Here is a 15,739-nt window from a genome sequence, read left to right on the forward strand (position 1 = left end):
CGCTATTCAGCCACCCAGCGGCTTGTCGGAATCGCCCGACAGCAATTTCGGAAACAGCTCCTTGAAGGCGAACTTGTCGTCACCCTTGGCGCGCTCGAAGCGCAGCACGACGTCGAAGCGGCTGCTCTCCCATTTGGTCGGCGGCTTGCCCTTGCTGACCGGGATCAGCGGCAGGATGTCGGCGATGATCGCCTTATGCTCCCAGCACAGCAGCACGACGCCCTTCAGCGCCAGCACCGCCTTCATCAGGTCGGGCTCATCACCTTTGCCGAAGCCCTCGTTCGGCGTCAGGTCGCGGCGCGCGGCGAGCGCCGAGATCGTCTCGGCCGGACGGCTCGACGGCGGCTGATTGGGCTCGGTTCCGGGCGTCGCGGCGTAGATCGCATCGGGCTTGGCATAGTCGCCGGTCGTGAGATCGGTGCCAAACAGCGCGGCCCATGCGCCGGCGCGCTGCCAGCCGCGCAGCACGAGCGACTCGGTATCGGACACGCCGTCCGCGGTGAAGCCGGGCCCCGGCCAGGACTCGCCCGGCTTCTCGGCGTGACGGATGATGAAGAGCGTGAGTGCGTCCATGGCAGCCTCGCGGAGCAGTTGCATGATTGGAAGTGACGTCGGACAGGTTGACCCTAGCCTCGATCAGGCCTCCGCTTCATGAACGACGTCACACTTTGCGAAAACTCGACCGGTACTGCGCGGGCGACACGCCGAGCCGCTCGGTGAACACGATGCGCATGCGGTCCGCCGAGCCGAAGCCGCAATCGAACGCAACTGCCTTCAGCGGCCGGTCCGAGCCCTCGAGCAGCCGCCGCGCGGCGTCGACCCGCGCGCGTTCGACGAATTCGTGCGGCGTGATGCCGGTCTCCTGCGCGAAGGCGCGGCCGAAATTGCGCACGCTCATGCCGACGGCTTCGGCCAGCGACTGCAGCGTGTGGCGCTCGCCGACATGCTGCATGACATGGGCCTGCGCGCGCGCAATCGGCGAATCCTCATCGACCGGCGCGGTGAGGTAGGGGCTGAACTGCGACTGCCCGCCCTGGCGCTGCGCCACCACGACCAGCCGCTTCGCCACCGCGACCGCAACCTGCGGCCCATGACGTTCGGCAACCAGCGCGAGACCGAGATCGATGCCGGCAGTGACACCGGCCGATGTCATCAGCTTGCCGTCGCGAATGTAGATCCGGTCGAAGATCACCTCGGCAGCCGGAAAGCACGCCGCCAGTCGCTGCGCGTTCTGCCAATGCGTCGTCACCTTGTGGCCGTCGAGCAGCCCGGCATGGCCGAGCGCAAAGGCACCGGTGCAGATCGAACCGTAGAGCTCGGCGCGCGCCGGCGCTCCGCGCAGCCACCGTGTCAACGCCGGATCCGGTGCGGCATCGGGCAATGCCGGCCCACCAGCAACCAGCAGGATGTCGAATTTCTCTTCTGCCTCGTCGAAGCTGAGATCGGCCGATATCTTCATGCCGTTCGATGCGCGCAGCGGTTCGCGGCTGGCGCCGACCAGCACCGTCTCGTAGCCGTCGCCATCGGCGACGAAGCCGTTCGTCTCCGCGAACACATCGACGGGACCGGCGACGTCGAGCGCCTGAACCCCTTCGTGGATCGCGATCGCCACCTTCTGAACCGCCATACCTTCTCCGTGCCAGCTGGCGCGAAACGATGTCTGGTTGGCCCGATCCGGCGGCGCACGAGCGTTGCGAGATCAAGACGAAACGAGCGACAAACACACCACGGATCACGCCAGCAGGCGATCCGAACCCACCGCAGAGACGAGCGCCGGCGGCCCGCGTGTTTCGCACGCCATGGCCTCGTCTTGCCATATCGAGGAGCGTCTTGAAATGACCGAGATCATCGCCGGCATCCGTGTACCCGACAGCGCCATGGCCCGCGCCGCCACCCAGCTGGTGCGCGATACCGAGGATGACCTGCTCTACAATCACAGCCGCCGCGTGTTCTTCTGGGGTGCGCTGACCGGCAACCGCCGCAAGCTGAGGTTCGATCCCGAGCTGCTCTATATCGGCGCCATGTTCCACGACATGGGCCTCACCGCCGCGCATGCGACCCCGGACCTGCGCTTCGAGGTCGATGGCGCCAACGCCGCACGCGACTTCCTCAGGGGTTACGGCGTCGCCGAACGCGACATCGATGACGTCTGGGTCTCGATCGCGCTGCACACCACGCCCGGCATCCCCGAGCATATGCGTCCGACCGTCGCACTGGTCACCGCCGGCGTCGAGATGGACGTGCTCGGCATCGCCTATGACGATTTCTCGCACGAGCATCGCGACCATGTCTGCGCGCACCATCCGCGCGAGGCCAACTTCAAGGAGAACATCATCGATCATTTCGCCGCCGGCACCATCAAAAAGCCGCTGACCACCTTCGGCAACGTCAAGGCCGACGTGCTGGCGCTGAAGGACGCGAACTACACGCGGGTGAACTTCTGCTCGATCATCCTCGGCTCGAAATGGCCGACATGACGCCGCGCCGGTTCAGTCGTGCGGACCGCGGTCCGGACCGGGGTTCCGACCGGCGGCCGCGATCGCGAGCCGGCTCATATAGTGGGCCCAGCCCTTGTCATGGGCCTCGCACTGCGCGACGTTCGGCAGGCCGCTATGGGTCATCCGCAGCAGCGTGCCGGCGTCCTTGTCGATCAGGTCGATCTCGATCAGGCTCGATCCCGGCGGCACTTCGGGGCCATCCTCCCAGCCGAAGCTGTAGGCGAGACGATGCACCGGCACGACCTCGCGGAACGCGCCGCGCGCGGCGCGGTTGCGGTCGTTGCCGAGGCCCTTGAGCAGATAGAGCCCGCCGGGATGCAGCTCGGTCTCGGCCTCGAGCCCCATCCAGCTCACGATCTTCTGCGGATCGGTCAGGAACGCGAACACGGTTGCGGGCGGGGCTGCGATCTGGATCTCGCGTTGAACGATGAAAGCTTCAGTCATCGATCCATTCTCCATTGACGGTGGGTCTTCAGGGATAATTCGTGACAAGGGCGGCGCATCAACCCCATGATGGGGTGATGCAATTGTCCTCGACACTGAGCTGGCTGGTCGACGCCGCGGCCGAGACCGCGAGCGCCAACCGGTTGCTGGCGGACCTCGGCAGCCATCTTATCACGGATGGCCTGCCGCTTGCCGGCGGCGCCCTGACGCTCGAAGTTCCACACCCGCTGATTGCAAGGCGCACCTGGTTGTGGCGCGCCGGCAATGGCGAGGTCATCGAGGCGCTGGGCTTTGCGCCGGAACAACCCTTTGCGATGCCCGATATGGTCGGATCCGGCGATGCCGGCCGGCGTTGGCTCGCTGGCCTGGCGCCCGGCCCCATCCACGAGGACACGATCGGAACGCGGCCGGATGGTCCGACCCTCGGCTGGATCGGGACCCGCGCCTTCACGCCGGCCGAGGCGGATCAATTGCGCGAGGCGGCGCGCTTCACGGCCGCCCCGCTCGCCGCGCTCGCGGCGCGCGCGACCTTGACGGCGGCGCTGGAGGCCTATCTCGGCCGGCGCAGCGCGGCGCGCGTCCTGGCATCCCCTCTGCGGCGCAACACCGGCGAAACCATCCGGGCGGCGCTGCTGTTTGCCGATCTGCGCGGCTTCACCGCACTCTCCGAAAGCCATCCGCCCGCCGAGGTGATCGCGGCGCTCGATGCCTGGTTCGATCGCATCGCCGGCGCGATCCACGCCTTCGGCGGCGAGGTGCTGAAATTCATCGGTGACGGACTGCTCGCGATCTTTCCGGTCACGACCAGCCCGCGCAGCGCATGCGAGGCGGCACTGCGCGCGGTGTCGGCGGCGCGCGTCGGCATGGCGCATCTCGATACCGAGCGGCGCAAGCAGGGCCTGCCGCCGCTGCCGTTCGGCGTAGCGCTGCATCTCGGCGAGGTGCATTGGGGCAATATCGGCGCCGCCGACCGGCTCGACTTCACCGCGATCGGTGCCGCGGTCAATCTTGTGAGCCGGCTGGAAGGCCTGTGCAAGCCGCTGGAGCAGACCGTGCTGGTCTCGGGCGCGCTTGCCGCCGAAACCGAGATGCCGCTGGTCGCGCTCGGCACCCATGAGCTGCGCGGCATCGCACGGCCATGTGCGGTCTTCACGCTGCCGCAGAGATGAGGCGGTCATCGGAACAGGCGCAACCACGGCGCCAGGTGAAATGTGCTCATCAGCGCGTACATCGGCACCATCCCCTGCAATGAAAGCGGTCCCTGCATGGCGCCGCAGATCATGTCGACCGGCGCCAGGGCGGCGACCAGCGCCATCACGGCGAAGGTCGGCGCCGCCGCCAGCGCCAGCCAGCGCGCGACCGTGGCACCGCGGCCAGTGATGCGGCCCTTCAACCAATCCTGATGTGTCTCGATTCCGGTCATCATTCGATCTCTCTGGAGATGATCCATGTCGTCATGTGCTAGGTTAGGACCAGGCCTCGGAGGGCGAGAGTGACAAGTGTGTCGGGATTCGAATGGACTCGCTGATTACGGCTGCGGCGCGCGCGCTCGCGGCGGGTGATCCCCTCGGCGCACTGAAACGGGTGGCCCTGCGCGACGACGCGCCGGCGCTGGCGCTACGCGGCATTGCGATGGCCCGGCTCGGCGATTTCACCCGCGCCAAGGAGCTGTTGCGGCGCGCGGGGCGCGCCTTCGGTCCGCGGGAAGCCATCGCGCGGGCCCGCTGCGTGGTGGCAGAAGCGGAGATCGCGCTGGTGTCGCGCGACCTGTCCTTTCCCGGCAAGAGCCTTGCTGCGGCGCGCGCAACGCTCGCAGCGCGTGGCGATGCGCTCAACGCCGCGCACGCCGGTTATCTCGAGATCCGCCGCCTGCTCTTGATCGGGAGCCTCGATGCAGCCGAGCGCATGCTCGACGACCTCGACCCGGCGCCCTTCCCGCCGGCGCTGCGGGTCGGGCATGAGCTGGTCGTCGCCGGAATCGCGATGCGGCGGCTGCGGACCAAGCCGGCGCGCGAGGCACTGGCACGGGCAAGGGATGCCGCACGGCGCGCCCGCATCGCCGCGCTTGCGGCCGAGGTCGAAAGCACCGCTCAGCTGCTCGCCACGCCCGCAGCACGCCTGATCGCGCGCGGCAGCGAGCGCCCGCTGCTGCTCGATGAGGTCGAGGCCCTGATGGCGTCGAAGGCGCTCGTCGTCGATGCCTGCCGCTACGTCGTGCGCGACAGCAGCACCACGGTCTCGCTGACGCGGCGGCCGGTGCTGTTCGCGCTCGCCCGTGCGCTCGCCGAGGCGTGGCCGCACGACGTGTCGCGCGCCATGCTGATCGCACGCGCATTCCGCGGCAAGCATGCCGATGAATCGCACCGTGCGCGGCTGCGGGTCGAGATCGGACGGCTGCGCCGCGCCTTGCAGCCGCTCGCCGATCTCAACGCGACGCCTGACGGCTTCGTGCTGGAGCCGCACGGCCGCCGCGAGGTCACTGTGCTGGCACTGCCGGTCGAGGAGGAGCATGCGGCGGTGCTGGCCTTCCTCGCCGACGGCGAGGCCTGGTCGAGCTCGGCGCTGTCGGTGGCGCTGGGGGCGAGCCAGCGTACCGTGCAGCGGGCGCTCGACGCGCTGGCCGCCACGGGCAAGGTGCAATCGGTCGGCCGTGCCCGCGCCCGGCGCTGGATGACGCCCCCGGTGCCGGGATTCACGACGACGTTGTTACTCCCTGCCCCGCTGCCGAACGGCTAGCATCGGGCCACAATCAGACCGCTTTCGAGCGAAGTGGAGACCCCTTCGCGTGAGGAAGCCGGGTCAAGACAAGAACCAGGAGTGCCGCATGAAGAAGTCCGAGGCCGAGATCATCCGGGAATATGCCTTCGAGGGCGTCGAGAGCGTGGGCGGCGTCAGCTTCGACGGCGAGCAGGTCTGGTTCGCGGCCGGTGGCCAGCTGGTCGCCTTCGATCCCGACAGCGGCACCACCACCCGCACGCTCGACATCGCGGCCCATGCCGGCACCGCCTTCGACGGCAAGCACCTCTATCAGATCGCCGAGGACCGCATCCTGAAGATCGAGCCGAGCAGCGGACGCGTGGTGTCCACGATCCCCTCGCCCGGCGGCGGTCGCGACTCCGGCCTCGCTTGGGCGGAAGGCTCGCTGTGGGTCGGCCAGTATCGCGACCGCACCATCGTTCAGGTCGATCCGGAAACCGGCAAGGTGCTGCGCACCATCGAGAGTAACCGGTTCGTCACCGGCGTCTCCTGGGTCGATGGCGAACTCTGGCACGGCACCTGGGAAGAGGATCAGAGCGACGTCAGGCGCATCGATCCGCAGACCGGCGAGGTGATGGAACGGCTGGAGATGCCGCAGGGCGTGTTCGTCTCAGGGCTCGAGTCCGACGGCAAGGACCGGTTCTTCTGCGGTAGCGGCTCGACCAACAACAAGGTGCGCGCCATCCGGCGGCCGAAGCGCAGCCGCGCGTGACGCGAACAGCGCTCACCTTTCGGCTAGGGAAAGAATAGAGCGGATGACCTGGCGCTTCTCGTCCGACAAACCCGCGAGTAGCGCCTCGTCGAGAAGCTCTTCTCGAATGAGCCGTGCAAAGACAAGCGGGAGCTGCGAATATCGATAGTCGAACATCTCATCGAGCTCCCTCCTTTGTTGGTGCAGATAGTCGCCAACTTCCCACATCTCCGACGGCGTCGCCGCTGCGCCGGCCCTGCTTTTGAATTCGACCATCACCTTGGCGAGTGCGCGCTGCACCGCTGAATCATAGGCCTCGCGCGCAATCTTCTTTTCGGCCGGGGACCATTTGAGATCATGGTACATTGTAGGCTCTCGAGGACATCGTTGCCGCTGTGATGGCGGTCGCTGCAATGGCAACGGGGCGTGTGCGCCCGACCGATCCAGCGGTGCCACAACGTTGCCCCTTTGCCGGCCGCTCGGCAAGAACAATGCATCTCTCCGAGCGGCGCGCTGCTTGACACTGCGGGCAACCTCACGCCGGCGCGGGCACCGCGGTAGGCCGCGCCAATGCCATCGGCCGGAAGGTCATCATGATCAGGAACGCGCCAATGCCGACGGCCCAGGAGCCGACGTAAAGCCACGTATAGCTCGCAAAGGTGTCGTAGATCAGGCCGCCGGCCAAAGGTCCGGTCGCCATGCCGAGGCTGCCGGCCATTGCGGTGCCGCCGATCACGGTGCCCATCATGCGCAGCGGAAAGTTCTCGCGGATCAGCACCGAATACAGCGGCATGGTACCAGCATAGATGAAGCCGAAGATCGCCGCGACCGCATAGAACGCAGCGAGCTCACGCACGAAGACATAGCCGAGCGCGCCGAATGCCTGCGCCAGCAGGCCGAGCACCAGCACGCGCTTGGCGCCGAAGCGGTCGCCGAGCAGGCCGAAGGCGATGCGGCCGCCCATGCCGGCGAGCCCTTCGACGCTATAGATCGTCACCGCGGCGACCATCGGAATGCCGCAGGTGACCGCGTAACTCACGGTGTGGATGATCGGTCCCGAATGGGTGGCGCAGCAGAAGAAATTGGTCGCGATCAGGATGATGAATTGCGGCGAGCGCAGTGCCTGGGCCAGCGACATCGCCGGCTCCCCGCTCGTGCTGGCCGCCGCCTCAGCGTGATCGGCTTGCAGCGCCGGCGGGCGGCGCACCAGGAACGAGACCGGGATCATGATCGCGCCGACCACGCCTGCGACGATCAACATCGCGGTCCGCCAGTCATGGTGCGAGATCAGCCAGGCCGCCAGCGGCGACATCGTCATCGGCGCCATGCCCATGCCGGCCGACACCAGCGAGACGGCAAGACTGCGATGGGTGTCGAACCAGCCGGTGACGCACGCCATCATCGGGGCGAAGATCGCGGCCGTCGCCGCTCCGACCAGCGCGCCGAACACGAACTGAAATGCCAGCAGCGACGTTGCCTGGCTCGCCAGCGCAAGGCTCGCCGCTAGCACGACTGATCCGGTCAGCACCACCGGAAGCGGCCCGAAGCGGTCGGACAGCGTGCCCCAGATCATGCTGGTGAAGGCCATCGCGAGGAAGCCGATCGTCATCGCGCTGGAGATCCCGGTCACCGACCAGCCGGTCTCCCGCGCCATCGGCTGGAGGAACACCGGCAGCGAAAACATCCCGCCGATCGCGACGCAGCCAAGCAGGCCGCCGGCCGCGACGATCACCCAGCGATAGGTCGAATTGGTCATTCCGGAACTCCCATGCCGTTCGTTCTGGCTGAAAGACGAACGGACCGGACTGGAACCGACAGCCGCCGCGCGCGCCAGCTCTTTTTTTCGAAGTCGGAAGGCCTCAGCAGTTGAAGCGCGATCATGGTGTCGGGCGGCCCCGCGACGGGAGGGGTTCCTTTTTGCTCGCCGCCGGTGTTTCTTGTATCGTGGCGGAGCATGGGCATGCAGAAATCGCTGGGAGAGAAGATCGGCGATGGGCTTTTCGCTGATGTCTACGCCTGGGCGCCCGGTCAGGTCGTCAAGCTGTCCAAGCCAGGTATCCCGCAATGGGTCGTCCAGCACGAGGCGCAAATGACCCGCGCGGTCTTCGCCGCCGGCGGCCCAGCGCCGGAGGTGCTCGGCGAAGTCGCCCTGGACGGGCGCTTCGGCATCGTGCTGCCGCGGTTCGATGGGCCGACCCTGATGCAGGCTACGCGCACCGGCGCCGTCACGCGTGAACAAGCTGGCGCAATCCTTGCGGCGCTCTGCCTCGCCGTTCACCAGACGCGGCCACCGCCGGACGCACTCTCGTTGCGCGAGGCAATGGACGCCCGATTGCGGTTCGGCGGCAGCGTGCTTCCGGAGCGCATCACCACCGGCGTCCTCGCGCTGATCGAGCACCTCGCAGCCGATGACGTGCTGTGCCATTCCGATCTTCACCCCGGCAACGTGATCATGACGGCGGAGGGTCCGAGACTGATCGACTGGCTCGGCGCGACCCGCGCGCCCGCCGCCTACGAGATTGCGCAGTGCCATGTCTTGCTCGCCGAGCTTGGCCCGGACTACGCCGACGATCCGGTGCGGGCCACGGTCAATTCGGCTCTGCAGGCGGAGTATGCGCGGCTGGCCGGCGTGACCCCTGCGGCGCTGACCGCGGCGATGCAGCCCTATTTGCCGATCGTCCGCGTCTTCCTTCTGCTCGGCGGGGCCTTGCCTGACATGCGGGAGCGACTGATCCAGCGCGTCGAGGCGGCCCTGCGCTCGGAAGACTGAGTTGTCTTGGTCGCGCGCGACCTGGAGTGGCCCGTCGAAGCGCGCCATCGGTATCTCCGTCGGGTCACAAGGCGATATCCCAGACGTCAGGTCGCGCGTCTGCTTCACGCCCAAAAAGCGAACGTCCCGGTTTGTGAGTAAGCCCCAGCCTTCTGTCAGCGACCAGCCAGACTGCATCCGGGCTGCGGCGCGATCGCGCCGAGCGCACGGACCTGCACTAGTTCCGTCCCTTGCGTCTTGGCGATGAACATGTTCATCGCCGCGTGATGATCCTGGCCGAGCGTCACCGGGCCGGTCGGCGTCGCAATCGTGAGCCCCGCCATGGCATCGATGATGGCCTCCTTGTCGAGCTTGCCGGCCTTCTCGGCCGCTACCTTGAGCGCGATCAGGGAGTTGTAATGTGTCATCACATAGTTCGAGACCGCGACACCCGGGTTCGCGGCGCCGCGGGCCTTCGCAACGAACGCCTTGACCGTTGGATCCTCGCTCGCCGCGACCGCCGGCACCACCGTGACCATGTTCTGGCCCTTGCCGCGGAAGATGCCGAGATCGACCTCCGACAATCCGAGGAAAGCGACGGTGATATCCTTCAGCAACCCGGCCTCGTCGGCCTGCCGGATGAAGTCCATGCCGTCGCCCTTCAGCGCGAACAGCAACACCTTGGCCTTGCTCGCCGCGATCTCCTTGATCAGCGGCGAGAAGTCGGACTCGGTTCCCAGCGTGTACTTCGTCCTCACCACCGTGCCGCCGAGCTTCGCGATCAAGGGCTGCGCGATACCGAACATCTGATGCGGCCAGACCCGGTCGGCGCCGAGCAGGAAATACGTGTTGCCGAAGGTCTGCGTCATGTAAGGCAGCAACTGGCCGAGCTCCTGGTTCGGCACTGCGCCGAACGAGAACAGATAGCGGCTGCATTTGCCGCCCTCGTAATTGGTGGCGTAGAGCAGCGGCGTCTTCGTGCTCTCGGCGAGCGGCACCAGCGCATTCAGATTGCGTGAGGTGATCGGACCGACCACCGCCAACACACCGTCCTTCTCGACCAGCGAACGCATGGCCTCGGCGGCCGACTCCGGCCGCGTCTTGTCATCGGCATAGATGATCTCGACCGGCCGGCCGAGAATGCCGCCCGCGGCGTTGATGTCCCCAGCGGCAAGATCGAGGCCGAGCTTTGCCTGCTGGCCGTAGAGCTCGACGCCGCCGGAAAACGGCAGCACCGCGCCGATCCGGATCGGTGCGTTGGTTTCCGCTGCGCGTGACGGCTGAAGTGCTGCGCAGCAGAGCAGCGCGAGCGTGATGCAGGTGATCGAGCGTGATGCCACGTGCGTCTTCCCTCCGAGCGGGATGCAGCAAGCTTGGTCGATACTATCGGCGCGGCGCTGAAGAATTCGTCAAGCAACTCCCGCTTGCGTCACATTCGTACAGACACCGGCGGCCGGCGCCTCTTGACATTCAGAGGTTGCAGGCGTATCTCGGCGGCCCTCGCGAGCGCCATGCTCGCGAACCATTGCGAGCAAACCGATGCAACCGAAACCGCAGCACGGATACCAACAGATCCGCCGACCATCAGCCAGCCTACGGCCGATCGTCTATGCATGCCCGGTTCATGGGAGCGGTCTCGCTTAAGCGCGATCGACAATCCGTACATCACGGACCCTCCCGAGCCAGCCGCTTCGGAGGGTTTTTTGTTGCCCACGCGCGGTCTGGTCGAACTCCGGCAGCGACAATGTCGAATGCCGCGCGAAATGCGCGCGGCCGATCCAGCTTGAGCAGGAGCCAACACAATGCGACGACCTGATCCCTACCAGGAGCGCGCCCGCGAACTCTGCCTCGCCGCGGGCATCGATCCGGATTCCCGCGTCGGCGAAGGCCGCGGCCAGCCGGCCTGGTGCCTGTATCGCGATGCCGCCCGCAAGGAGAAGCTTGCGCGCGAGGCCGATGCGGCCTCGTCGGAGATTGCGATGCTGCGCCCGCAGGAGGAGCGCTTCAAGAACGCGCCGCTGAAGGTGTTCGGCGAGCACGACGCCGCAACCATCAAGCAGATGCGCAACTGCATGGCGGTCGGCAACGTCGTGTCCGGCGTGATCTGCGCGGATGGCCATCTCGGCTACGCGCAGCCCGTCGGCGGCGTGATCGCCTACGAGAAGCAGATCAGCATCTCCGGGGTCGGCTTCGACATCGGTTGCGGCAACATGGCCGCGCGGCTCGACGTGCGCTTCGACGACATCCGCGAAACCGTCCCGACCATCATTCGCGACGTTGCCAAGGTGATCTCGTTTGGCATCGGCCGGAAGAACGTCGAGAGGGTCGATCACGCGCTGTTCGACGACGGCGATGCGTGGCGCGAGAGCGACATGGAGGCATACCGGCAGAAGGCCGTCAGCCAGCTCGGCACGGTCGGCTCCGGCAACCACTATGTCGACCTGATGCGCGACGAAGCCGGCTTCGTCTGGATCGGCGTTCACTTCGGAAGCCGCGGGCTCGGGCACACCAGCGCGACCCGCTATCTCAAGGCCGCCGGCGGCAAGGACGGGATGAACGTCCCGCCCGCCATCGTCGACGAGGATTCCGAACTCGGGCGCCGCTACATCGCCGCGATGCAGCTCGCCGGGCGCTATTCCTATGCGGGCCGCGAGTGGGTCGTGGACCGTGTCCGCCGCATCATCGGCGGCAAGGTCACCGATTCCGTGCACAACCACCACAACTACGCCTGGCGGGAAACGCACGACGGCAAGGATTTGTGGGTGGTGCGCAAGGGCGCGACGCCGGCTTTCCCCGGACAGCGGGGCTTCGTCGGCGGGTCGATGGGCGACGATGCCGTCATTCTCGAGGGCGTCGACAGTCCGGAGGCCAAGGCCTCGCTCTACTCGACGGTGCACGGAGCCGGCCGGCTGTTCGGCCGCAACGAAGCGAAGCGGCGCTTCACCCGCGAGGAGATGGATCGCTGGCTCAACGAGCGCGGCGTCACGCTTGTTGGCGCCGATCTCGACGAGAGCCCGATGGCCTATCGGCGACTGCCGGACGTGCTCGCCCGGCATGCCGGAACGGTGAAGGTGCTGCACACGCTGCGACCGTTTGCCGTGGCCATGGCCGGCGAAGGCGAGTTCGATCCGTTCAAGGACTAAGGCGAGGCGTACGCGCCTCGCTCGGGTGCGGTGGCGAAATGGGAACGCTGCGGTCTGCAAAACCGCCATGAGCCGGTTCGATTCCGGCCCGCACCTCCAGCAATATTGCCTGCACGCGCCCCGAACGCTAATCTGATCGCGCCCGTCGAGCGATCTCCCGGCAATCCCCCAGACATAGAAGTGCCATCAACCGCGACCGCGGCGCGCCACCCTGCGTTCTCCGTTGCAAGGAAAGGACCTCCTCTTGAACTGCCGCTTCGTCCTGATCTCCGGCTGCTCCGGCGGCGGAAAATCGACCTTGCTGGCCGAATTGCGCGCGCGTGGCTATCCGGTCGTCGAAGAGCCCGGCCGCCGCATCATCGCCGACGAGCTCGCATCCGGCGGCACGGCGCTGCCTTGGGTCGATACGGCGGCCTTCCTGCGGCGCGCCATTGACGTCGCACTGAACGATATGGCGATCGCCAAGTTCCATTCCGGATGGGTGTTCTTCGATCGCGGCCTCGTCGATGCCGCGTCGGCGCTGCAAGCCTTGACGGGCGAGCCGGCGCTGCGCCGGATCTGCTCCGACCATCGCTACCACGCGCGCGTGTTCATGACGGCGCCATGGCCCGAGATCTACGTCACCGATGCCGAGCGGCGGCACGGCTTCGAGGCAGCGACGGCGGAGTATCAGCGGCTGATGCAGGCGCTTCCGACGCTTGGTTACGATGTCATCAACCTGCCGAAGATATCGCCGTCGGCGCGCGCCGATTTCGTGCTGGCGATGCTCGGCGGCGTCGAACTGCAAGCGATATGACTACGCTCCTAGAACGACGTCCCGCCGCCGAACCTGAACTCCTGCACGATGTCGTACTTGCCCTTGGTGATCGGCACCGCGTAGTCGAAGCGCAGCGGGCCGAACGGCGATGCCCAGATCAGGCCGACGCCGACCGAGGTTCGCACCACATTCTCATCGTCGTATTGGAGGCCGCATTTGCAGGCAGCCGTATTCACCTCGCCGGTCGCGGCCCATGACGTCGGGCCTTGATAACCCCAGAGCGAGCCGGCATCCGCATAGACGGCCCCCTTCAGCCCAACCTCGGAGGGCAGGAACCAGAACGGCATCTGCAGCTCCATCGACGCACCCCAATATTTGGTGCCGCCGAGCGCATCGCCGACCGCCCCGAAGCTCGCATAGGTGATGTCGCGCGGCCCGATGCCGTTGGTGGCAAAGCCGCGCACCAGGTTCGGCCCCATCTGGAAATGATCCAGCATGCGCAGATCGTTGTCGCCGATCTTGGTGAGCAGGCCGCCCTGCAGGCGGATCAGCCCGATCAGATCGGACACCAGCGGCGTGTAATATTTCGCGTCGACCGCGCTCTTCAGATACGTCACGTCGCCGCCGACGCCGGCAAAATCCTGCTTGAAGTCGATCAGCAAGCCGTCGGTCGGGTTCTTGTTGTTGTCGAGCGTGTTGTAGGTCAGCGTATAGCCGAGCGCCGAGGTCCAGGTTGCGCCCGCAGCCAGCTCCTTGCGCACGGGCAGAGTGGATTCGCCGTCGCCGTAGCAACCATATCCATAAAGCCCTGATGAGACCGAGTTGGTCGGGTCGACGCCGCCGAGCACACTCTGGATGTAGGCGGGTGTCGGATTGAACGCGAGCGACGGGTTGGACGGATTGTTGTTGCAGTTGTTATAGGCGCTATCGAGCGAGATTTCCTGCTGATAGAGCGAGTATCTCAGCTGCAGGGTCAGGTCCTCGCGCAAGGCGAGACCCAGCCGCGGCGCGAAGCCGATCGTCTTCACGCCATAGGTCGTGTAGGAGGTCGGCAGTTGCTCCTTGTAATACGCATCGAGCCCGAGCGCGACGCGGTAGTCGAGCAGGTACGGCTCGACGAAGGAGAGCGACAGGCCGCGCGAATACTGGCCGTAGCTGACCGTCGCCTTGGCGAACAGGCCACGGCCGAGCAGGTTGCGTTCGGAGACGCTGACCTCGGCAAGCGCGCCGTCGGTCGTGGAGTAACCGCCCGACACGGAGAAATCGCCGGTCGACTTTTCCTCCAGATCGACGATCAGGACCACGCGATCGCTCGATGACCCGGGCTCGGTGGTGATCTTGACCCTCTTGAAGTAGTCCAGATTCTTCAGCCGCCGCTCGGCCCGATCGACCAGCGCTCGGTTATACGCATCGCCCTCGGACAGATCGAACTCACGCCGGATCACGTAGTCGCGGGTGCGGCCGTTGCCGCGAATGTCGATCCGCTCGATATAGGTGCGCGGCCCCTCCTCCACGCGGAACACGATCCCGACGGTGTGGGCCTCGAAATTGCGGTCGCCGTCCGGGCGGACCACGGCGAAGGCGTAACCGCGGCGCGACGCTTCGATCTGCATGTCCTCGACCGACTTCTCGATCGCCTCGACATTGTAGAGCGAGCCTTCGCTGACCCGCGAAAGCGAGCGCAGGATATTCGGGTCGAAGCCCGCGACGGTCGAGCGGAAGCTGACCGTCGCAACGCGGTACTGCTGTCCCTCGTCGATCTTGAACGTGACCTGAAAGCCCTTGTTCTCGCGGTCATACTCGGCGAGCGCGGCCACCACCTGCACGTCCGCATAGCCATGCTTCAGGTAGAAGCGGCGGATCAGGTCGCGGTCGGCCTCGACGCGATCGGGGTCGTAGATGTTGGCGCTGCCGAGAAAGCTCAGGAAGTTCGTCTCGTGGGTCTTGATCACGTCCTTCAGGCGCGCCGCCGTGAAGGCGTTGTTGCCCATGAACTCGATGGTCTTGATGCCGGTCTTGGTGCCCTCGTCGATGGTGAAGACGAGGTCGACGCGGTTGTTCGAGCGTTCGATGATCTCCGGCGTGACGCGCACGTCGTAGCGGCCGGAGTGGCGGTAGATCTCGGCGATCCGCAGCGCATCCGACTGCACCACCGGCCGTGACAGCGTGCCGCGCGGCTTGGACTGCACCTCGGCGGAGAGCTGCTCGTCCTTGACCTTCTTGTTGCCCTCGAACGCGACGCGGTCGATCACCGGATTCTCGACGACCGCGACGACGATCCGCCCGCCCGCGTGATTGATCTTGACGTCCTGGAACAACCCGGTCGCGACCAGCTCCTTGAGGGCGTCATCGATCGCGGCCTGATCGAGATGGCCGCCCGGCCCCGGCCTGAAATACGAGCGGATGGTCTCCGCCTCGACCCGCCGGTTGCCTTCGATCGCGATAGCATCGACCGATTGGGCCGCCGCCGGCGGCAACAACAGCCAAGCCACCAGCCCGGTCACCGACGTCGCCGAGATCAAAAGTCCCGTCAGCACAAGCGCCGCGACAAAGCTCCGCCACATCTTCATTCCACACCTCGCGAACCAGTCGCCCGTTGTGACGGGACGGTGATGGCTGCGGTGTGGCTGCCGGATTGCGGGATTATTTCCAGTGATTGGGGACTGTGAGCGCCGCGCGCGGTCGCCGCGGTCCCGGTTT

15 protein-coding genes and 1 tRNA gene are annotated in these 15,739 nt (G+C 66.5%); 8 read left to right on the plus strand and 8 right to left on the minus strand.

Features of this window, described 5'->3' with window-relative positions:
- Window positions 1-6: 6 nt before the first annotated feature.
- Window positions 7-573 carry a histidine phosphatase family protein gene (locus XH92_RS26845; RefSeq protein ID WP_194454794.1) on the minus strand — a complete coding sequence of 189 codons (567 nt, stop codon included), beginning with the start codon at window positions 571-573 and terminating at the stop codon, window positions 7-9.
- Window positions 574-661: 88 nt separating this feature from the next.
- A complete protein-coding gene (locus XH92_RS26850) occupies window positions 662-1,627 on the minus strand; it encodes a GlxA family transcriptional regulator (RefSeq protein WP_194454795.1) in 966 nt (321 codons plus the stop codon).
- Between the two features lie 208 nt (window positions 1,628-1,835).
- On the opposite strand from XH92_RS26850, the gene XH92_RS26855 reads away from it, so the two are divergent.
- On the plus strand, window positions 1,836-2,477 hold the full coding sequence (locus XH92_RS26855) for an HD domain-containing protein (RefSeq protein WP_194454796.1): 642 nt from the start codon (window positions 1,836-1,838) through the stop codon (window positions 2,475-2,477).
- Window positions 2,478-2,489: 12 nt separating this feature from the next.
- Here XH92_RS26855 and XH92_RS26860 read toward each other — a convergent pair whose 3' ends face one another.
- Complete coding sequence (locus XH92_RS26860) at window positions 2,490-2,942, minus strand: SRPBCC family protein (RefSeq protein ID WP_194454797.1); 453 nt, start codon at window positions 2,940-2,942, stop codon at window positions 2,490-2,492.
- A gap of 77 nt (window positions 2,943-3,019) precedes the next feature.
- On the opposite strand from XH92_RS26860, the gene XH92_RS26865 reads away from it, so the two are divergent.
- A complete protein-coding gene (locus XH92_RS26865; protein ID WP_194454798.1) occupies window positions 3,020-4,111 on the plus strand; it encodes an adenylate/guanylate cyclase domain-containing protein in 1,092 nt (363 codons plus the stop codon).
- A gap of 5 nt (window positions 4,112-4,116) precedes the next feature.
- Here the strand turns inward: XH92_RS26865 and XH92_RS26870 are convergent, their stop codons facing one another.
- Window positions 4,117-4,368, minus strand: coding sequence for a hypothetical protein (locus XH92_RS26870; protein ID WP_194454799.1), 252 nt, complete (start codon window positions 4,366-4,368; stop codon window positions 4,117-4,119).
- An 89-nt stretch (window positions 4,369-4,457) separates the two neighbouring features.
- On the opposite strand from XH92_RS26870, the gene XH92_RS26875 reads away from it, so the two are divergent.
- Together XH92_RS26875 and XH92_RS26880 are read left to right on the plus strand one after the other, a co-directional pair.
- Complete coding sequence (locus tag XH92_RS26875; RefSeq protein WP_194454800.1) at window positions 4,458-5,678, plus strand: helix-turn-helix domain-containing protein; 1,221 nt, start codon at window positions 4,458-4,460, stop codon at window positions 5,676-5,678.
- 88 nt (window positions 5,679-5,766) lie between these two features.
- On the plus strand, window positions 5,767-6,411 hold the full coding sequence (locus XH92_RS26880) for a glutaminyl-peptide cyclotransferase (protein WP_194454801.1): 645 nt from the start codon (window positions 5,767-5,769) through the stop codon (window positions 6,409-6,411).
- Between the two features lie 12 nt (window positions 6,412-6,423).
- Here the strand turns inward: XH92_RS26880 and XH92_RS26885 are convergent, their stop codons facing one another.
- Window positions 6,424-6,756 (minus strand): hypothetical protein, encoded by a 333-nt coding sequence (locus XH92_RS26885; RefSeq protein ID WP_194454802.1) that lies wholly within the window; start codon window positions 6,754-6,756, stop codon window positions 6,424-6,426.
- A gap of 169 nt (window positions 6,757-6,925) precedes the next feature.
- Window positions 6,926-8,146 carry an MFS transporter gene (locus tag XH92_RS26890; protein ID WP_194454803.1) on the minus strand — a complete coding sequence of 407 codons (1,221 nt, stop codon included), beginning with the start codon at window positions 8,144-8,146 and terminating at the stop codon, window positions 6,926-6,928.
- Window positions 8,147-8,269: 123 nt separating this feature from the next.
- On the opposite strand from XH92_RS26890, the gene XH92_RS26895 reads away from it, so the two are divergent.
- Window positions 8,270-9,160: an aminoglycoside phosphotransferase family protein gene (locus tag XH92_RS26895; RefSeq protein ID WP_246787642.1), complete on the plus strand. Its 891-nt coding sequence runs from the start codon at window positions 8,270-8,272 to the stop codon at window positions 9,158-9,160.
- A 155-nt stretch (window positions 9,161-9,315) separates the two neighbouring features.
- Here XH92_RS26895 and XH92_RS26900 read toward each other — a convergent pair whose 3' ends face one another.
- Window positions 9,316-10,479 (minus strand): substrate-binding protein, encoded by a 1,164-nt coding sequence (locus tag XH92_RS26900; RefSeq protein ID WP_194454804.1) that lies wholly within the window; start codon window positions 10,477-10,479, stop codon window positions 9,316-9,318.
- Window positions 10,480-10,941: 462 nt separating this feature from the next.
- Here XH92_RS26900 and XH92_RS26905 point away from each other — a divergent pair, with 462 nt between their 5' ends.
- The 3 genes from XH92_RS26905 (at window position 10,942) to XH92_RS26915 (ending at window position 13,078) form a co-directional block, all read left to right on the plus strand.
- Window positions 10,942-12,282: an RtcB family protein gene (locus XH92_RS26905; protein WP_194454805.1), complete on the plus strand. Its 1,341-nt coding sequence runs from the start codon at window positions 10,942-10,944 to the stop codon at window positions 12,280-12,282.
- 24 nt (window positions 12,283-12,306) lie between these two features.
- Window positions 12,307-12,381 (plus strand) — tRNA-Cys (locus tag XH92_RS26910).
- 145 nt (window positions 12,382-12,526) lie between these two features.
- Window positions 12,527-13,078: an AAA family ATPase gene (locus XH92_RS26915; protein ID WP_194454806.1), complete on the plus strand. Its 552-nt coding sequence runs from the start codon at window positions 12,527-12,529 to the stop codon at window positions 13,076-13,078.
- Between the two features lie 8 nt (window positions 13,079-13,086).
- On the opposite strand, the gene bamA is transcribed toward XH92_RS26915, so the two are convergent.
- Window positions 13,087-15,609, minus strand: a complete 2,523-nt coding sequence (gene bamA / locus XH92_RS26920) for an outer membrane protein assembly factor BamA (protein ID WP_194454807.1) — start codon at window positions 15,607-15,609, stop codon at window positions 13,087-13,089.
- Window positions 15,610-15,739: the final 130 nt, after the last annotated feature.

This window comes from Bradyrhizobium sp. CCBAU 53421, from assembly GCF_015291625.1.
Taxonomy (GTDB): domain Bacteria; phylum Pseudomonadota; class Alphaproteobacteria; order Rhizobiales; family Xanthobacteraceae; genus Bradyrhizobium.